General features: G+C 70.6%; 17 protein-coding genes and 1 pseudogene. All 18 read right to left on the minus strand.

The window, feature by feature from the left end; translation table 11 throughout:
- Positions 1 to 17: 17 nt before the first annotated feature.
- Complete coding sequence (locus tag ACFYMP_RS14580) at positions 18 to 590, minus strand: hypothetical protein (protein ID WP_093542853.1); 573 nt, start codon at positions 588 to 590, stop codon at positions 18 to 20.
- Between the two features lie 154 nt (positions 591 to 744).
- Positions 745 to 1,191 carry a hypothetical protein gene (locus tag ACFYMP_RS14585; RefSeq protein WP_387551816.1) on the minus strand — a complete coding sequence of 149 codons (447 nt, stop codon included), beginning with the start codon at positions 1,189 to 1,191 and terminating at the stop codon, positions 745 to 747.
- A gap of 82 nt (positions 1,192 to 1,273) precedes the next feature.
- On the minus strand, positions 1,274 to 1,519 hold the full coding sequence (locus ACFYMP_RS14590) for a hypothetical protein (RefSeq protein ID WP_093542849.1): 246 nt from the start codon (positions 1,517 to 1,519) through the stop codon (positions 1,274 to 1,276).
- Between the two features lie 325 nt (positions 1,520 to 1,844).
- Positions 1,845 to 2,783: pseudogene (locus tag ACFYMP_RS14595) on the minus strand (peptidoglycan-binding protein); the annotation flags it as partial.
- Positions 2,784 to 2,931: 148 nt separating this feature from the next.
- On the minus strand, positions 2,932 to 3,366 hold the full coding sequence (locus ACFYMP_RS14600; RefSeq protein ID WP_388856099.1) for a hypothetical protein: 435 nt from the start codon (positions 3,364 to 3,366) through the stop codon (positions 2,932 to 2,934).
- A complete protein-coding gene (locus ACFYMP_RS14605) occupies positions 3,367 to 4,473 on the minus strand; it encodes a hypothetical protein (RefSeq protein WP_093542842.1) in 1,107 nt (368 codons plus the stop codon).
- The gene (locus tag ACFYMP_RS14610; RefSeq protein ID WP_388856103.1) at positions 4,473 to 5,399 is read right to left on the minus strand and encodes a hypothetical protein; all 927 of its coding nucleotides are present in this window, start codon (positions 5,397 to 5,399) and stop codon (positions 4,473 to 4,475) included. The genes ACFYMP_RS14605 and ACFYMP_RS14610 overlap by 1 nt, the downstream gene beginning before the upstream one ends.
- Positions 5,400 to 5,412: 13 nt before the next feature.
- Positions 5,413 to 6,360: a phage distal tail protein gene (locus ACFYMP_RS14615; RefSeq protein ID WP_388856106.1), complete on the minus strand. Its 948-nt coding sequence runs from the start codon at positions 6,358 to 6,360 to the stop codon at positions 5,413 to 5,415.
- Complete coding sequence (locus tag ACFYMP_RS14620; protein WP_388856109.1) at positions 6,360 to 10,628, minus strand: phage tail tape measure protein; 4,269 nt, start codon at positions 10,626 to 10,628, stop codon at positions 6,360 to 6,362. Before ACFYMP_RS14620 ends, ACFYMP_RS14615 begins: the two co-directional genes overlap by 1 nt.
- Positions 10,629 to 10,662: 34 nt before the next feature.
- A complete protein-coding gene (locus tag ACFYMP_RS14625) occupies positions 10,663 to 11,061 on the minus strand; it encodes a hypothetical protein (RefSeq protein WP_093542834.1) in 399 nt (132 codons plus the stop codon).
- Entirely contained in the window at positions 11,004 to 11,558 is a 555-nt protein-coding gene (locus ACFYMP_RS14630; protein WP_388856114.1) for a hypothetical protein, read from the minus strand. Before ACFYMP_RS14630 ends, ACFYMP_RS14625 begins: the two co-directional genes overlap by 58 nt.
- 2 nt (positions 11,559 to 11,560) lie before the next feature.
- Positions 11,561 to 12,217 (minus strand): hypothetical protein, encoded by a 657-nt coding sequence (locus tag ACFYMP_RS14635; RefSeq protein ID WP_093542831.1) that lies wholly within the window; start codon positions 12,215 to 12,217, stop codon positions 11,561 to 11,563.
- Between the two features lie 134 nt (positions 12,218 to 12,351).
- Positions 12,352 to 12,795, minus strand: a complete 444-nt coding sequence (locus tag ACFYMP_RS14640) for a hypothetical protein (protein ID WP_093542829.1) — start codon at positions 12,793 to 12,795, stop codon at positions 12,352 to 12,354.
- Positions 12,792 to 13,220, minus strand: a complete 429-nt coding sequence (locus tag ACFYMP_RS14645; protein WP_093542827.1) for an HK97 gp10 family phage protein — start codon at positions 13,218 to 13,220, stop codon at positions 12,792 to 12,794. Before ACFYMP_RS14645 ends, ACFYMP_RS14640 begins: the two co-directional genes overlap by 4 nt.
- Positions 13,220 to 13,651 (minus strand): DUF6093 family protein, encoded by a 432-nt coding sequence (locus ACFYMP_RS14650; RefSeq protein ID WP_141718441.1) that lies wholly within the window; start codon positions 13,649 to 13,651, stop codon positions 13,220 to 13,222. Before ACFYMP_RS14650 ends, ACFYMP_RS14645 begins: the two co-directional genes overlap by 1 nt.
- Entirely contained in the window at positions 13,641 to 14,012 is a 372-nt protein-coding gene (locus ACFYMP_RS14655; protein ID WP_141718440.1) for a hypothetical protein, read from the minus strand. Before ACFYMP_RS14655 ends, ACFYMP_RS14650 begins: the two co-directional genes overlap by 11 nt.
- A gap of 41 nt (positions 14,013 to 14,053) precedes the next feature.
- Entirely contained in the window at positions 14,054 to 15,160 is a 1,107-nt protein-coding gene (locus ACFYMP_RS14660) for a hypothetical protein (RefSeq protein ID WP_093542821.1), read from the minus strand.
- A 1-nt stretch (position 15,161) separates the two neighbouring features.
- A complete protein-coding gene (gene fxlM / locus ACFYMP_RS14665; RefSeq protein WP_388856121.1) occupies positions 15,162 to 17,252 on the minus strand; it encodes a methyltransferase, FxLD system in 2,091 nt (696 codons plus the stop codon).
- Between the last annotated feature and the right edge of the window lie 12 nt (positions 17,253 to 17,264).

The following is a 17,264-nucleotide window of genomic DNA, read 5'->3' on the forward strand; positions in this document are numbered from 1 at the left end:
TACAGTGTTTGCGCAGGTCAGGAGCCCTTCCGGGCGTGGCGGCCGCGGGTGAGAACCTGGCTGCCCGGACCGTCGTAGGTGCCATTGCGCAGGGCGGTGACCACGGCCTCGTTCACGTCCCACGGCAGGCTCCGCGCGGTCTCGCGCAGCATCTGGGCGGCGTCGAGGACGGTGTCCAGCATCCAGAGCATCGAACCGGACAGCAGCCAGTCGTGCTCGGGGAAGCGCCCGCTCCCGATCGTCGTGGCCAGAGTCCCCTGCGCGGGCAGGCCGAAGATCTGGATGATCTCGTGCTGGCCGACGATCGGCGGCAGCTCGGCGGCGGTGCGCGGCTCCCACCCTTCGCCCTGCTCCGCGATGATCCGCGCCTTCGCGTCGTGATCGACCTGTCGGAAGCGTGCGGTCGTCGCACCCCAGCCGGCCGCGAACCCGAGCGGCCAGTACCGTACGCCGCTGATGACGACGGCGGTCGACGGGTCGAGCACGCTGCCGCGGCTCGGGGAGAGCCACTGCGCGACCTGCTTCGGATCGACGCGGTACAGCCTGGCGAACTCCTGGTGCCCGACCAGATACGGCTTGCGCCGACTCATCCCGTCCTCCGCTGTGCCGTCCTGGATGCCGGGGGAAGCGTAGCCGTACGTGGGCGCCCGCGTGCGGGGCGGCGGTCGCTGCTATGGTGGCCGCGGTCTTTCCAAGAGGACCAACGGCCCCCGCTTCGGCGGGGGCCGTGTGCGTTGCCGCGCACTACGCGGTCTTCTCCTCCGTCTGCCTGGCGGTGGTGCTGCGCCGGGCTCGGTCCCGCTCCTTGAGCTGTCGGGTGAACCGCAGAGCGTGGAGGGTGCGCCCGCCGGTGGCCGCACGGTACGCCTCCGCCACCTCGGCCCTGGTCAGCCGGTGACCCTGCACGGTGAACAGGGGCCCCTCGGTGCGCGTCCCGATCAGCTCGCGCAGCACGCCGGCTGCCGCCGCGGTGATCCCGGTCTCGAAGAGGTCGCCTTCCGTCGAGTGCCGGATGACGATGAGCCGGTCGTCCAGCTCGGCGTCCGGCACGTCGAGTGCCAGGACCTCGTCGGGTCGGACTTCCGACTCCCACAGAAGCTGCCACACCGCGCGGATGGCGAGCGGGACCGTCGAGTCCGCCAGCGCGGTGTCCACCTCCAAGTCGGAGACGTGCAGGTACGTCGTATCCATCAAGACCCCCAGGCCGCAGAAACAGTTCGCCTCACCCTACGAACCGTGTCGGACACGGGCTCTGGACAACCGATCCGTCGGATCACGTACGGATCAGGCTGACGACGGTGAGCACCACCGCCGTGATGCTCGCCAGGACGGCGACGGTCGGCAGCGGCCACCTGGTCTTCTCCAGCGCCGCGACCCGCGCCTCCAGCTCCTCCAGAGCCTTGTCGGTCTGGTCACTTCTCTGGACGAGGAGCGCGAGCTGGCCGTCCATCCGCGCGAAGCCGACCTCCAGCGCCGAACGGAGTTCGGCCAGGGCGAGAGCGACTTGTCCCTCGGGCACGAGGTCCTCCTCTCTGCTCACCGGGGCGTCAGTGCTTCGGCGTGGCGGGGTCGCGGTTGAGCGTCAGCCACGACGCCGTGCCGGGCCTGCCGAGGACCGTGCCGAGCGTGGACTTCAGCGCGCTGAGCGCGGCGGGTATCGCGGAGACCGCTGCGGCCTGCCACGCCGAGAGGGACACCATGTCCGTCGTGCTGGAGGCGGCCATCAGGCCCAGGAGGGACTGGAGGTAGGTGGCGACGGTGCGCTCCGCGACGTCGGCGAGGGCCTGCGGCATGGGGTCGTGCTCCTGGTTCGGGGTGGTCGGATTCTGTTCGGGAGCCCCGGCCTGGTGCGGGACGCGCAGGTCCGCCCAGGTCTCGGGGCCGGGGATGCCGTCGGCGTCGGCGCCGTGGTGGCCGCGCTTGATCTGGTAGGCGGCGTACGAGCGTCGGTGCGCCTCGTTCCACACCTGGCCCGGCGGGGAGTCGTAGGAGTCGCAGCCCTCCGCGACCAGCCGTTTCGCCATCGCGGCGATCACCGGGGAGGACCGGCCCTCGCGGAAGAACTCCTTGCCCGGGTACGCCGCGTACTTCGGCGTCGGCTTGGGCTTCGGATCAGGCTTGGGGTCCGGCTTCGGCTTCGGCTTCGGCTTCGGCTTCGGGTCAGGCTTGGGATCGGGCTTCGGCTTCCCGTCGTCCTTGAGGTGGCGGGCGACGCGGGCGCGGAAGTCGTCCATGTCGATGCCGCCCGGGTCCGGCTTTCCGGGTTGCCATTCCTTGTGGCCGATCACGCTGTGCTGGTTCCAGCCGTGCGCGCGGCAGATCGCCGCCGCTGCCCGCGCCATCGCGTCCAGCTGTGCCGACGGCCACGGCTGGCCCCCGGTGTTGATGCACTCGAAGCCGTAGAAGTGGCGATTCCCGTCCGTATCGGCTTCGTTGTCGCGCGGGAGGGTCTTCTTCTCCGCGATGACCGCGAGCAGGACGTCGGTGTCCCCCATGCCGGCGTGGTTACAACGCCCGTATCCGACGAGGTGGATGGTGCCGGACCGGTCGATCACGCCGTGGCAGAGCGGGCCGGGCAAGTCCTGATACCCGGTCCGGCACAGCTCCACCATGTCCTTCTCGGAGCTGTACGGCCCCGTGTGGTGGATCATGATCCCGTTCGCGGGGCCCCAGTTGCCGTGCGTGTTGCGGTTGTGGGTGCGCCACTTCCCGTGCTCGACCACGCCGAGCCCGGCGCCCTTCAGTACGGACAGGAACCTGTCCGCGCTCAGCGGTGTAGACACGCGCTTCGCCCATCTCCCCTGCGCCGGATGGCAGTCGGCCGTGGCCGCCGAAGCGGTCCGGTCCCTCGGGAGTGCGAAGCGGGTGGAGGGTCACCCAGGTCGTCATGCTACCGGCGGCGCACCGGGCCGCAGCCGGTGCGCCGCTCGGTCAGGCGTCGTCGCGGTCGGTACGGATCGACGTGCTGTCGAGGCTGATCCAGGTCGCACGGACCGTGCCCCCGCCCTGGACACGTAGCCGCACCATCCCCTTCACGTCGATGTCGAGCTGGAGGGGACGCCGCGCGTCGGAGGCGACGTCGACCGTGCGCGGAGCCTCGGGCCAGTACCCCTCGGGCAGCAAGGCAACGAGCTGTTCGTCGGTGGCTTGGCCGCCTTCAAGCCCGACCCGGCCGCAGAACTCCGTCGTGTCCCACAGGTTCGCCCGGAACTGCGGCGGCTGCTCCTCGTCCGGGACAGAGGTGTCCCCGGTGAGCGGAAGGTCCCTCCACTCCGGGTACGGGGCGCGGCGGGCGCGCTCCAGCGCGGTCACCCGCCGCTCCAGCTTCGCCATGCGGCGGCCGAGGACGGCGATCGTGTCCGGCATCTACTGCTCCGTTCCTTCGTCGCCCGCCTCGTCCTCGGGCTTGTTCGTACGCTCCAGCTTCAGCGTCACGCGCTCGGGGGTCTCGCCCTCGCCCGGCCGTACGGTCCACCCGACGATCCGGCACCAGCCGTCGAACTCGGTGTGCGGCTCGAACAGGCGGATGCGTACGTCGTCCCCGACCCGCAGGGCGTGGATCGGGGCCGCGGGGTGGTCGATGATCTCCAGTTCGGTCAGCGAAGGGAGTACCTGGCGGGCCAGCCGTTCGCGGCGGGTGCGCTGCTTCAGCTTCGCCTCGTCCTTCTCGCTGGTCTCCAGGACGTGCTCCAGGCGCAGGCGGCCGTTGCGCTCGCCGTCCACGACGACCTTGCGCTTCTTGCCCTCGCCCGCGCCGAGCCCGATCACCCACTGGGCGTAGGCGTCGGCGTCCTTGATGACGTGCGGCGTGCCGACGACGTTCGCGCCGGTGGTGAACGTCAGGTCCTCGCGCCGCCGGCCGAGGCGCGGCGCGCCGAGGAGAATGCGCCGCTCGGCCCGGCGCCCGCGCCAGGCCACGGTCTCCGACCACTCCAGGCCGTCATCGATCTCGGCCATCTCGTCCACCATCTCGCCAAGGTTGCGCGGATCGGTCTTGGCCGTGGTGTACGGGTCCTTCGCCGTGCCGGTCTTCGCCTCCGACTTGGTGTCGTCCACGACCACTCCGAGGTCACCGTCCGGCTGGTCCTGGGCGTACGCCCACACGTCGCGGATGACCTGGCACGGGTCGGCTTCGATGTACGGGCCGCGGCCGTCGAGATTGCCGTGCAGGTCGAAGCGTTTATGCAGGTAGCTGGTGAACCCGGAGGCTTCGACCGGGAGGGTGTTGCCCTCCGGCTCGGCGCGCCACAGGACCCCGCCCCAGTCCAGGCGGGCGTCGCGCTCGACCAGGAGCACGGTGTCGCCGGCGTCGAGCGTGTCGCTCAGCGCGCGGCGGAACGAGGTCGGCAAGGTCGCCTTCAGCGAGCCGGGCCCGGATATCTCCGGGCCGTACTCGACTTCGCCGAGCGGGAGGTTCCAGTGCAGGACGTCGCCGGTCGAGGCCCGCGCGACGATGTAGCGGTAGTCGGCCATCACGCGGGTCCTTCCGTGAAGGCGACGTCGAGCACGGCCGTCGTTCCCTTGGCCACCGTCAGCTTGCCGTCGCCGTACTTGTCGTTCTGGTTGATCTCGACGGCCAGGTGCTGGCGGGTGCCGCGGTAGGCGGGCGGCACGGCGAGCGTGTCGGCCAGGGTCGCGGAGGAGCGGCGGGTGGTGGTCCCGTCGTCGTCGACAACGGTCGGCTTCGCGGCGCGTTCCCCGAGGCGGGTGCGCAGCTCGGCGTACACCGAGCCCGCCTCCGCGCGCAGCCCGGAGAGCGTGACGACGACGGTGGCCGTCGTCGCCCAGGTGGGAACGTCGAGATCCCAGGCGGCTTCCTGCGGCCATGCCGCCCACTGGCCGTGCTTGCCGGGCGCCTCTTCCGTCTTCGTCGGGTGCACGGTGCGCAGGATGCGCTCGGTGCGGGGGTTCGCGACCTGCCGCAGATCGGTGATCATCTCGGCGGTGATCGACGCGGTGTTGCGCGGCAACGCGACCCGGGCCAGGGCGAGGCCGGTCATCCCTTCGGGTACGGCGGAGGCGTCGGCGGCCACGCCCTGGACGACGTGGAAGTAGCCGATCTCCTGGGTGCGCGGGTCTCGGTCGCCTTCCCACTCGGGGTCCTCGATCCGCAGGACGACCAGGTCGGTGCGCGCGAACGGGCCGGTCGGCTCGACGTCCACGCGGGCGTCACCGATGTTGCTCTGGGTGTAGGCCCCCTGCCACGGGCGGGCACCGTGGATGAGCGCCGAGCCGTCACCGACGCGGACGCCGGGGCCGGGCGTCTCCAGCGGCCGGACCTTCAGGTCCTCGCTCTCCGCGACGCCCTGCCGGCCGCGGGCGAGGTCGCGGATCATCAGGCGCATCGCGCGGGCGGAGTGGTCGGCCCCGCGCACCATCATGGGGGGTTGCAGCGTCACGAGTGCTCTCCGTTCACAGGGTGGTGTACGCGGACCGCCACGCCACCTCGAGGCGCGCGGTGCCGGACGGGTCGGTCGCGGTCCACGCGATCTCGGAGCGGCCCGGCGGCAGGGTGAACAGGTCGAGGCGGCTCTCGGGGCTCAAGGAGTTGGCGACGTTGACGGTGCCGTTGCGCAGCGCCCAGCAGGTGTTGGGCCGGGTCTCCAGCTCCACCCACTCGCCCTCGCGCAGCGACAGGTCGAGTTCGAGGACGCGGCGGGTGACGGTGTTCCAGATCCGTGGCCGGGTGACCGGGCCGTGGACGCGCAAGCTCGGGTACGTCGAAGCGTCCCCGTGGTTGGTGACCCATCCGGGCCGGTCGTCGGCCGGGTGGTGCTCCGGGTCGGCAGTGCGACGGCAGACGGCGGGGCCGCGCATCGCCTCGTCCACGGTGCGGTCGGTGTCCGCGTGGGCGGCCTGGTCGAGACCGAGCGTCAGCTCCGACAGCTCGTCGTCGTACCAGCGCGGGTTGTCCAGGCCCACGAACTCGATGTCCAGGGGTATCCACCCGTGCACGGCGGTAGCGGAACTGGTGGCCTCCACACGGCGAAGTCGCCCGTACAGGCGCCGTGTTGAGTGTCCGGGCCACCGGCCGCGCAGAACGTGGCGGCCGTCCGGGCTGGTCCGGGCGGCGGAGTCGTCCAGAGCCCGCTCAAGCCGCGCGAGAATCTCGGCGGCCTTCGCTGGGTCGCCGGGCGTCTTGATGCCCGCTTCGAAGCGCAGGGGGCGGGGCCCGTAGAAGTCGCGGCCCGGCGCGGTGCCGTCGCCGTTGGCGTTGTCGGCATCCTGCGACCGGGTGGCCGGGGAGCCCAGACCTTCGATGTTCCCGACCGGGACGAGGCTGCCGGTGCCGAGGACGACGCCGCCGATCTCGTACTGAAACGGGGCCAGTTCGGGGTTCTTATTCGGTGCTGTGGTCATCACACTCTCCCGCCCCGCTGCGCGTTGCGCAGGGTGCGCATCATCTCGGTGCCGATCTGCTCGGGGGTGGCGGAGCTGTCGGAGACGGTGACCGGCATGGAGCCGATCAGCGGCTGCTGCTCGCGTACGACGACGACCTGGACCCGGCCGCCGGCGCGGGCGTCGACCACGCGGGTGCGGGCATGGTCGCTGCCGGTGCGCAGGTCGAAGCTGCGGACGACGCCCGCCATCGCCGCGACGCTGCGGGCGCTCTTGAAGGAGCTGGCGAGCATCGGGCTGTAGTCGCGGCCGCGGGCGTTCCGGACGCCGCCGTTGGCGTACCACTCGACCTGGCCGCCGAACCGGTCGACCACGGTCTCCACGATCGCCTTGCTGCGCTCGCGCTTGGCGGCGGCCAAAGGCACGTATGCCTCCCCGCCGGTCTCTCGCTCACCCCATATGCGGTAGCTCCCGGCCGGGGCGATCTGCGCGACGTGCTTCTCGCGGCGCGGTCCGCCGGTGACGCCGCCGTCCGCGTAGTAGTCGACGACCGCGCCGTCCGCGTGCTTCTTGGCGGCGCGGGCCTGGGCCTCGGCCTGGCGTCGGATGGCATCTGCGGTGTCGCTGTTGGACTGCCGGAGCTGGTCGAAGATCGTGACGTGCCGGGTGGTGACCGTGACCTCCTTGCCACGCAGGGCGTTGATGCGCGCCTGGATGGAGTCAGCGGCCTTGCGCGGCCCGCCCGTGGGCAGCGTGACCTTCACGTTCTTTGAGCCTGGGACCTTCTCGATCTTGAAGCCCAGCGCCTCCAACTGCTTGCGAGCCTCGGCCGTCGGCGCACGTACGACGACGGACTTCGCACCGGGCGTCGCGCGGATCTTCGCCTGCACGCCTTCCAGGCTCTTGATCGCTGCGGCGGTCGGCGCGGAGACCTTCACGTTCTTGCTGTTCGGGGTGCGGCCGAGCTTGTCGATCAGGGTGTCGAGGTTCTTCTTCGCCCCGGCGGTCGGCGCGCTGATCTTGATCTGCCGTGTACCGGGCACCGTCTTCACGGTGAAGCCCAGGCTCCTCAGCTTCTTCTGCGCTCCGTCGGACAGCGAGTCGACCTTGATCGTCTTCGCGTTCGGCAGCCGCTGGAACTCTGCCTGTACGGCGATGAGGTTCGCCAGGGTGCTGTCCATGCCCTTGGTCTGGAGCAGCAGCGACACCTTCGACGGCAGCAGGCCGAGGCTGTCCGCGACGCCTTCGGCCTGGGTCTTGGTCAGCCCGTAGCCGCGGGCGGCCTGGATCGCCTCGGACCGGGCCCGGCTCATCTGCTCGCGGGCCTTCGCGAGCGCGGCCGGCAAGTCCTCGCCGTTGCGCTGGGCCAGGTCGAAGGTCGCCACGCTCGCGTCGGCCGCCGCGTCGGAGAGCGCGGTGAGCTGGGTGTAGAGGCCCTGCCCGTTCCGGGTCGTCGTGTTGAGGGTCTTGTCCTCGTTCACGAGCTGCTTGCCGCCGTACCCTTGACTGCGGTCGACGTTCTTGCTGCCGTCCTTCAGGTCGAGGACGGCCGAGTTCACCTTGGCCTCGGCGGCCTGGAGGGAGATCTGGCCGCCAGACAGCAGATCGAGCGCGGACTTCAGCGACCGGGTGCGGGTGTCGGCGTCGGCCGTCTGGTCGGCCAGCCCGCCGACGGCCTGCTTCAGCCGGTCGTACGCCGAGGTGCCGTCCCCAGCGCCCTTCGTGGCCTTGGCCAGGTCCTTGGCGTTCTTCAGCGCCCCGGCCATCTCACCCTTGACGGACCCGAGCGCGTCGGCGGCGTCCTTGTACTGCTGGCCGACCTCGGAGTAGTCCTGGACGGTCGCCTTGCCTCCGGCGGTGTCCTTCCACACCTTGTGCTTGTCGGCCGTGGCCTGGAGCTGCTTCTGCAGCGCGTCCAGCGAGGTGCCCTGCCCGAGGTACGCGTCCGTGAGTGAGGCGAGGGGCACTCCAGCCTGGTCCATGACCTTGGCGAGCTGGCCCTGTTCCGTCTTCGTGTCCAACAGGGACTGGGCTGCCGCGTTGCGGACATTGCTGTCGATCTGCCCACCGGACTCGCGCAGCGCGGACGTCAGCGTGGAGACGCGCTGCTGGTGCTCGGCCGCAGCCTGGGCGGCCTTCTGCTGCCGTGCGGCGAGCAGCCCCAGACCGACCGAGACACCTGCCATGACGACGCCGAACGGTCCGCCGAGCGCATTGGTGACGCCGCCGAGAGCGGACCGCAGTCCCGATCCGGCCGCCCTACCGATTCCGTTGAGCGTGCCGGTGAAGGTGACTCCGGCACCGTTCGCGCTGCGGAACGCCGAAGTCATGTTGCCGAGGAACCCGGATCGGGCCTGGACGGCGGCCCATGCCGCGCCGTACCTAGACAGCGCGACACCGGAGGATGCTGCCAACGACTGCTGGACGCGCATCTGTTGGTTGAACGCGGCGATGCCCGAACGGGCGGGGCCGGACATGGTGGTCGCCATGTTCGTCAGCGCCGGCTGGGCACGGCGGAACAGCAGCATGGCCAGGGCGGCGGACTGGATCGGTCCCGGCAGCGCACTGAATGCGCTGACCAGACCGCCGACGACGTGACCGATCGGGACGAGGACCAGGGACAGACCCGAGACCGCATCCATCGCGAGGTTGGCGACGGTGGCGATGATGTCGAGCGTCCCGGCCGCCGCGCCGCCTTCCTCCCCGAGGCCGGAGACGGCGTCCAGGATCGGCTCCGCACCGTCGGCGGCGTTCGACAGGACGTCTCCGAGGGTGCGACCTGCGTTGATCAACAAGTTGAGGCCGGTGGCGAGGGAGTGCTCGCCGATGTCCTTGAGCGGACCGACGAGCTGTTCGGCCTCCTCGATGAGTCCGCTGAGGCCGTCCTTCGTCTGCGCCTTCAGCTCCGGGCCGAACAAGGTGGCGATGTTCCTCCCGTACTCCAGCGCCGTCGTCAGGTACGGCGTGGCCCCGGACATCCCCCGGGTGAGTAGTCGGGTCACCCACTCCAGGCCGGGGGCCATCCCCTCGTACAGGGCGATGCCGGTCTGCCGGGCCTGGGTGCGCAGTTGGGTCATCGCACCGGCCAGGCCCTCACCGCGCGAGGCGGTGATGGAGGCGGCCGAGCCGGTCTGCTCGACCGCCATCGACAGCGCGTCGAAGGACTCGGTGCCCTGGTGGGCAAGCGCGACCGCGCCACTGAGCGCAGGCTTGCCGAACGCGCGGGTGACACCAGCAACGAAGTCCTGCTGGTTCATTGAGTGTTCGGCCTTCGACAGGCCCTCGATCACCGTGCGCAAGCCTTTGAAGCGGCCCTGCGCGTCCCAGGCTTCGATCCCGAGGTCGCGCAGAGCGCCCTTCATGATCGGCGTCGGCGCGGAGAGGTTAGCGAAAATGCCGCGCAGGCTCGTGCCCGCCGTCTGCCCGAGGATGCCGGACTTGCCGAGCATTCCGACGGCGGCGGCCGTGTCCTGGAGGGTGACGCCGAGCGCGTTCGCGACCGGGCCCGCGTACCGCATCGAGTAGTAGATGTCGGTGATCGAGCCCGAAGCGTTGTTGGCCGTCGCGGCGAGGGTGTCGGCCGCGCGGGACGCCTGATCAGCACCAAGACCGTACTGATCCATGATGTCACCGAGATACTTTGCCGACGTGGCGGCGTTGACGTCGGCCGCCGCGGCAAGCTGAAGCGAGGCGCGTACGGAGTCGATCGACTGGTCCGCACGGAAGCCGGCCTTGCTCAACTCGACCATGCCCTCGGCGGCGTCCGCCGACGTCGAGGTGGGCAGCGTCAGGTCGTTGCCGAGTTCACGGGCAACGTCGGCGGCCCGCTTCATCTGTCCGGCGGTCGCGTCGGTCACCGCGCGGAAGAGGTTCATCTGCCGCTGGTAGCGGTTGCCCTCCTCGATGACCTCGCCGGTGCCGAGGACGAGCGCGCCGCCCGCCAGCATGTTGGTGGCGGACACGCCGCGCCGACCGGCACCGGCGGTCGCCCGCTGGAGACGGGACATCGACCGGGCGCCGTCGTCTCCCGCCGAGCGCAGCGCCGCGCGGGCGGCTCCGGCGCGGGCGGTAATCCGGTTCAGCTCACCGACGGCACCGCGGGCGGAACGATTCAGCGCGGCGAACTGCGAAGCGAGGCGGACCCCGTTGGCGTCCAGGCGGGCCAGGGACCGGTTCGCGGCATCGGTCCGGTCCCCCAGGGTCCGCATCTGTGCGGAGGCAGCACGGGTTCCCGCGATCAGGTCGCGGACCTCGGCGCGCATCGCGACCGTGAGGGTGAACCCGGCCACCGCTGGCGGCCTCCTTACATACGTGCGGGGTGGATCAGGGGCGCGGCTCGTACTGGTCGCGCGGGAGGAGCTGGATCTTCACGCCGTAGCCAGACCGGTCCTGGGGGACGTGATCGCGCTCCTGCTCGATCAGCTCGCAGCCAGGGCAGCGCAGGGTGTCGGTGACGTAGGCGTGGGGGTCGCCGCCGCGGGTGCGGTCCCACTCCTCCAGCCGCGTGCGGCACTCCGGGCACACCGACCGCTGCCAGTCCGCCCAGGCCAACGCCTTCGCCCGGTCGAGGTCGGACCAGCGGCCGTCACCGCCCAGGAACTGCGAGTGCGGGATCTGGAACCGCTCGCACAGCTCCAGCTCCGCGCGCAGGCCGGCATCACGGCTCAGCCTTTTCCCAGCTCGACCCGGCTCTCCTGCTGGACCTGCCAGGCCGCATCCCACAGGGCGTTCGCGTCCGGCGCCGACCAGCCGTTCAGCAGCTCCTGGGCCTCCTCGCGGCTCATGCCGTCCACGGAGGCCGCCGCCACCAGGGCGGCGGGGAAGGTGTCGGCGTTGAAGATCGCCCCCTCCTCCGCCTGCTTCTCAGTGGGCGGGTGCTCGGAGATCAGGTCCTCCAGCACCGGGCGCGGCAGGGCGCGGAAGGTCAAGAACTCCGACGCGGCATCGAGCGCGGCAAGGGCCTGGTCGCGCGCCGATTCGGCGTCGGCGGCCTGGCGCTCGGCCAGCTCGTCACCGGGGTTGGCCTCGGCAACGAACCGAGCACGGCGAGCGGCCTGTTCGGCCTCGTCGTACCGCTGGCGCAGCTCGTTGTCGTCGCAGACGCGGAGCCGATTCTGCGCCTTGCGCCGACGGCGGAGGCGGTCCATCTTGGCCGCCCAGACCCCCTCCGCCGGGGTGGCGGAGGGGGTGGGGCGCTTGGCCTGTGCGGGGCGCGACACGATCAGCCCTCGTCGGCGTCGTGCTCGCGGACCGTGGCCTCGGTCTCGGTCTTCGTCTTGGTGGTGCTGACCACGGTCACGTCGACGTGGTCACCGTCGTGGTCGCCGTGGTGATGGCCGTGACCGTGGTCGTCGTCGCAGTCCTCGTCCGGCAGCGGACGGGGCTGCGCCTTCGGCACGGGGCGGTCGAGCGACGGCTCGTCGGTGATCGTGAAGTCCACCTTGAACTTCGCCGCCTCATTACCGGTCGAATACGTCGCGGCGCGGGTGGCGACCTGGACGGGGAAGACGTCGACCGAGCGGGAACCGGGCAGGTCACCCTTGCGGAGCAGGACGACGTAGCCCTTCGCGCCCTTGGGGAGCTGCTGCTCGATCGCGTCGGAGAACCGGTCCTCGTAGAACGTCAGGCTGGAGTTCTCCGCCTTGTCGTTGCCCGGGATCGAGGAGTTGAACGTGCTCCCCATGTCCGGGGTCTCCACGGGGTCGTTCTCCAGGGCCCAGCCCTCGATGTCCGAGACGGCATCGGTCAGGACGAAGGCACCGTTGATCTCTCGACGGCTCGGGTACTTCGGATCGTTGAGATCCGGCACCCAGAGAATCTTGGAGATGCCGCGCCGCAGAAATCGGGTCTGGGTGTTCTTCTTCGTGCTCGTGGACACAGGTCCGCTCCCACTTCTGGGGCAGCGTCCCGTGCCGAGGCCCTGCCCCTTGATGATCAAAGGGGGTTCGCCTGGCCTGGTGGGGCTCAGCGTCCGCGCGGGCCTCCGCGGTGAGGATCAGAAGAAACGATTCTTCATGCTGGTGTCACGGTGATCGTGACCCGTTGCACGTAGGACACGATAGCGCCTGCCGCCGACACCGAGGGCTCGCCGCCTGCGTCATAGGTCAACTCCCGGTCGATCACACGGGCTTCGGGAATCAGCAGGTCATGGGCCCACCCACCATCGGTCCGGCCAACGACGCCGTTGCGCACGCGGTCCGCCAGCCACTCGACCTGATCGCCCCGTTCCCCGACCGAGGTGATCTGGTACGACCAGGCCGCATCCGCGTGCCAGTCCCACAGCGGCGGCCCCCCGAACTCCGCCGGCAGCGAGTCGAGGACGGTGTACGGGGAGGCGGCGGGCTCCCACCCCGACTTGCCCTCGACGCGGGGAAGCTCACCGATGCCGCACGGGCGGCCGGTGGTCTTCTCCACGAGGGCGGCGAGCGCGCGGGTCACCGGAAGGCGGTCGGTCACGGCAGCACTCCGTCGGCCAGGGCCTGGATGAACGCCGGTTCGGTCTGCCGGAAGGCGGGCTCGACGTGGGGGAACGGCGGCTGCCGGTAGTGCCGTCCGAGCGAGTCCACGCCGACGAAGCCGTACTCCAGCCGCCTCGACTGCGGAGCATCGGAGAACACCTCAGCCGTCACCTCGCCGCCCCCGGTGCGCATCCGCACGTCCCATGAGGCGCGGTACTGCCCGGTGATCACGTTCGGGCCGGGCCGACCGCTGGCGTTCCGCTGGACGCGGACGCGCAGCAGCATGGCGTGGTGCCGCGTGATCGTCCGCGTCCGGGCGCGGGTCGCCGGACCCATCCGGGCCAGCGCGGCGGCCAGCGCGATCGGGTCGCGGAACGCGGTCGCGTCCGGATGTGCGTTGGGGTGCGGGTTCGCCGTCGCCATCAGTCGATCACCTGCACTCGGACGATGCGCACCACGCTGTAGGTGCCCACCGACTCGTCGGAGAACCGGAAGCGGCGGCCTACCAGCTGAGGGTCGCGGGGGCCTCCGGGCCGCACGGACCCGGCGACCCGGACCACGTCGTCGCGCCGGAGTGCCGGAGCATCGATCGGCAGCACGGCCTGATAGTCAGTGGTCGGCGGCTCGACGGCGACCGACCCGCCGACCGGCTGGGTGATGGCTGGGCGGCCGAACGGCATCACCGCGCCGAGCCCGTTCCAGACCAGCTCCTCGTCCGGCGCGGGCGGCACCAGTCTGCCGGTGATCTCGTCCAGCACGTCGTCCGTACGGCCCGCGCTGTCCCGCCACACCTCCAGCTTGTCGTCGAGGATGCGGGCGACAACGCGACGAGCGCCGTCCACGTCAAAGGCCACGAGCCCACTCTCCGAGCTGGGTGAGCATGGCCTTCGTCAGGGAGCACGGTTCCGTGCCGAGGTCGGGGCGAGCGAGCGCGGCCCGCTCCAGTGCCTCCGGGTCGATCGCGTCGAGGAACACGGCCGCGGCCGGGCCCGGGTCAGGAAGGTCGGCCACCGCGACGCGGGCGGTACCGGACCACTGGGCATCGTTCCGGTCCGCGACGTGCAAAAGGACCTCCGGCTGCTCGCCCGCGAGGTGGCTAATCGAGTACGCCTTGACGGCACTTGGGTCCACCTGCTTGCCGTCGATCGTGACGTCGGCCCTACCTCCGTGAGCGGTGATCTGCACGTGGTGCTGGGAGTTGTCGTCGTGTTCCATTCAGCCGACGCTATGGCCGGTGTCGGACAGGCCGACGGCCATCACGAGTCGGCGGTGAGCTGCTGAGCTACGTGCCGCTCAGTCACGTTGGCGCTGGCCGTGACCGCGTCCAGGAGTTCCCTCTCCAAGGGGGCAGGGATGTGCCCTTGGCCGAGGCCGGCGGAGGCGACTGCGGCCGATAAGGACTGGTGGTCGTCGTGGCTCATCTCCTGACGGCACACGGGATGAGCCAGGAGATCACGCGCGACGTATCCGTCCCCGGACGTCGTTGCCTCGTGGGTGAGGCGGCGCAGTGCTTCGGCCTGCCGTGTATGCGGGGAGAGGTCGAGGATGGCCAGTCCGACGCGGCAGCGGAAGACGGCGAGCTCGGGAGCCGTGTCGAGTTCGAGGTAGTGCTTGACCATCTTCTGGACAGGGCGGTCCGGGCGTCTTCCGGCGGCGGCGAGGCAGAGCACGGCGAGGCAGGCGGCGACTGGGTGTTCCCAGCTCTCCGCCAGGGTGGTCTTGTTCAGGAACCCCAGTGCTTCGAGGGGCTGCCCGGCGAGGCAGCGGGCGAGCACTTCCACCTGCCGCCCGTCGAGGAGACGTTGACCGACGCCGCGGTGCTGCTCGCTGTGCGCCCGCGCACGGTCCCATTGGCCTGTTGCGACGAGCGCGCGGGTTCCGTCGCCGAGGAGGACGGCCCACAGCCACTGGCACACCTGTTGGTGATCGGCTGTCGAGGTCGTGAGGTGCTGGAAGGACGTGGGACGACCGTCGATGACCGCTTCCGTCTGCGATCTCACCGCTCGGTTCAAGGAGTCGAGCAGGTGGTACGCGCCGGGCCCGTCGCCGTCGCGGATGCGTAGCCGGGCCAGGTTGACCAGGGGTTCCAGGGCGTACCGGGCTTCCTGCGCGCCCAGGGGTTGAGCGCGCAGGAAGACCTCGGCGTGACGCCAGCACAGAGCGCCCGCCAGGTCCGGCATACCGCAGTCGCTCGCGATCAGCGCCGCCTTGTTCAGGGCGACGGTCGCGGAGGTCACGTTGCCGTCGCGCTCGGCGGCGGCTGCGAGGTCGGTGATCTCGCGGACCCGTTCAGCGAGGGGCGGGCATGCTGGACGTGGACGGGCAACGAGCGGAAACCGCTTCGCTATCTGGCTGACGTCCATGTCACTGCCATTCGATGACGATGCGGTTCAGCGGGTTGTCGAAGGCGAAGCGGCCGGGCTTCGGCGCGAGCGGGGCCGCGTCGAGCGGCTGGATCTCGAACTCGACGTCGAGCGCGCGGAAGTCCTGGTCCCAGGTGCGGACCTGGTCCGCGACGTCTCCGGCGAGGGCTTCGGCGTCGGGACCGTGGCCGATGACGCCGAACTCGTACAGGGTGGCGCCGTCGGGTGCCTTCTTCGCGTACGGGCGTCGAGTGAGGTAGGTGAGTGTGCCGCCCTCGAAGACCGCGGTCGAGGACGGGTAGGGCGCGGTGACCAGACCCTTCTCGATGGCCTCGGCCCTGGCAGGCATCCGGCTCAGGCCGTTCGGCATGGCGCAGGCGAGCCACAGCTCCAGGTACTCGGCCGACTCCGGGCCCCGGAAGGTGACGTCGGTCCACGCCTCGGCGCGCGGCTGGCGGAAGATGTCGCTCAGGGCGTCCGCGTCGACCTTCTGGTCTCCGTTGGTGACGAGGGTGACGGTGTTGTCGGGGTCCAGGGGAACGAAGACGCGCGGGTCGTCGGCGATGCCCCTGCGCAGCGGCATGAACGTGTTCATCTGGCTGCCGACGCTGCGCCAGGCCCCGTCCTTGTTCTCGAACGCGATCGAGCGGGAGACGCTGCCGCGCAGGCGCAGCGGCGTGAGGAGCCGCCCGCCGGGGGCGAGCTGGTCGAGCCAGGCGTGCGGAACGCCGTGCGCGCCGACGGTGGCTTCGATCCGGTCGTACGGCGCGTTGGGGGCGTGGCCCACGGCTCCGTCTCCGAGGATCACTTCCACGTTGTGGATATCGGCGGCGGCCAGTCCGCCGCGTGCTCCGTCCACGATGTCCTCGTCCACGTCGATCGTGGTGACGTGCCCTGTCTCGCCTACGAGGTAGCCGAGGAGTCCGGCGTTGAAGCCGGTGCCGGCCCCCAGCTCCAGGACCTTCTGGCCGGGTTCGACGTCGAGCTGTTCCAGCATCATGCCGACGATGTCGGGCTGGGAGGCGCAGCTGATGGACGCGCCGGACTCGTCGAACTTCGTGTCCACGGGGGCGTTGCCGTACGCCTTCACCAGCGGGGCGTTCGGGACGAAGAGGTGGCGGGGCACGGTCCGCATGGCCTCCTCCACGCGGGGTGTGCGCACGCACCCCGTCTCGACCAGATGGTCGATCAACTGGGAGCGCAGACGGTCGGCGGAAGGGGCTTCGATGGTGTCACTGTTCACCCCGTTGACCGTAGTGCTCGACGCCTCCTCAGCTCGGGTGGACGCGGCGTTGTCGCTCGTTCCCATGACTACCTCTTTCGCAAGCGTTGACAAGGTGTGCTGGTCCTCCGCGGGGAGGCCCAGGCGGTTCCAGTGGAAGATGCCGTGGTGGGCGATCACGGCCCGCAGCCCTCTTTCCAGGCGGCCCTGGCGGTTGAGGTCGGCGAGCTGCTGGCCGAACCACTCGAAGGTGGCTATCCACTCGGCCAGCGGCGCGAGTCGGCCCTGGGTGACGCTGCGGCTGGTGGTGCTGACGTCGATCGTCATCAACCGGTGGACAGCGGCCCGGTGCCGTTGCGGACTGCGGATCGCGTCGCCGGGGCGTTCGGCCGCGATCCTCGCCCAGACGTCGCCCTGCTCGTACCAGTCGAGTCCCGCCGCTCGCATCGCCACGCTGAGCAGGAGGACCGCCAGCTCGCGGCGGCCGAGCTGGGGGCCGCTGGCTGTCTGCTGGCGGGCCGCCTCGTCCAGCAGGTGACGGCTGTCGTAGTGGAACAGGGTGTGGGCGATCTTCATGCCCGCCGGACCGCCGAAGGCCGTCTCTTCCGGTTCGTAGATGCCCGGCGTCCAGGAGGCGAGCACGCCGGCGTGGACCAGCTCGTCCAGGGCAGCGTCCAGGCCCTTCGCGGAGTCCGGGCCCGCAGGGCGGTACCGCAACCGCCACCAGGGGTGCTTCCGCAGGAAGGACCACTGGGCCAGTTCCGACTCCTGGGCGGTCAGCACCGGGAGCAGATGCTCCACGGCGGTGGCCTCCGCGCGGCTCCAGTCGGTGAACCGGATGAGACGTTGCGGCCATTCGTCCGCAGCCATGTTCCCTCTTTT

It is taken from the genome of Streptomyces sp. NPDC007088 (assembly GCF_042869355.1).
Taxonomy (GTDB): domain Bacteria; phylum Actinomycetota; class Actinomycetes; order Streptomycetales; family Streptomycetaceae; genus Streptomyces.

Coding starts and splice junctions, on each gene's coding strand:
- ACFYMP_RS14655 (WP_141718440.1), bottom strand. CDS start 14,012: ATGGAACACGACGACAACTCCCAGCACCACGTGCAGATCACCGCTCAC.
- ACFYMP_RS14580 (WP_093542853.1), bottom strand. CDS start 590: ATGAGTCGGCGCAAGCCGTATCTGGTCGGGCACCAGGAGTTCGCCAGG.
- ACFYMP_RS14660 (WP_093542821.1), bottom strand. CDS start 15,160: ATGGACGTCAGCCAGATAGCGAAGCGGTTTCCGCTCGTTGCCCGTCCA.
- ACFYMP_RS14615 (WP_388856106.1), bottom strand. CDS start 6,360: ATGACCACAGCACCGAATAAGAACCCCGAACTGGCCCCGTTTCAGTAC.
- ACFYMP_RS14605 (WP_093542842.1), bottom strand. CDS start 4,473: ATGGCCGACTACCGCTACATCGTCGCGCGGGCCTCGACCGGCGACGTC.
- fxlM (WP_388856121.1), bottom strand. CDS start 17,252: ATGGCTGCGGACGAATGGCCGCAACGTCTCATCCGGTTCACCGACTGG.
- ACFYMP_RS14645 (WP_093542827.1), bottom strand. CDS start 13,220: ATGGCGACGGCGAACCCGCACCCCAACGCACATCCGGACGCGACCGCG.
- ACFYMP_RS14585 (WP_387551816.1), bottom strand. CDS start 1,191: ATGGATACGACGTACCTGCACGTCTCCGACTTGGAGGTGGACACCGCG.
- ACFYMP_RS14600 (WP_388856099.1), bottom strand. CDS start 3,366: ATGCCGGACACGATCGCCGTCCTCGGCCGCCGCATGGCGAAGCTGGAG.